Origin of the sequence: Pseudomonas parasichuanensis (assembly GCF_021601385.1) — a bacterium.
Lineage (GTDB): Bacteria > Pseudomonadota > Gammaproteobacteria > Pseudomonadales > Pseudomonadaceae > Aquipseudomonas > Aquipseudomonas parasichuanensis.
In genome coordinates, this window is record NZ_BQHO01000099.1 from 1 (window position 1) to 276 (window position 276).

Annotated in this window: 1 protein-coding gene; it reads right to left on the reverse strand. The window is 60.1% G+C overall.

What is annotated here, in order from left to right; genetic code table 11:
* On the reverse strand, positions 1-276 hold a 276-nt coding region (locus L6D77_RS27120), incomplete at both ends, for an immunoglobulin-like domain-containing protein (protein WP_236170239.1).

Here is a 276-nt window from a genome sequence, read left to right on the forward strand (position 1 = left end):
TGGCTTCGGTCTGGCCTGCAGGAATCACGACTTTGGCGCCGTTGCTCAGCGTAACGGTCAGATCCTGATCCAGCTTCTGGCTGACTTTGACGGTGAAGCTTGGCTGCTGGTCTTCGGTGACGTTGCCGTTGCTGACGATGGTCACGCTGACCTTGTCGCCTTCGTTACCAGTGCCGGTACCGCCGCCGCTGCCCGGTTCATCGGTAACCGAGGTGGTGACGGTATTGTCGCCGAGGGTCAGTTTCTCGAAGTTGTCGCCACCGGCGACGGATTCGA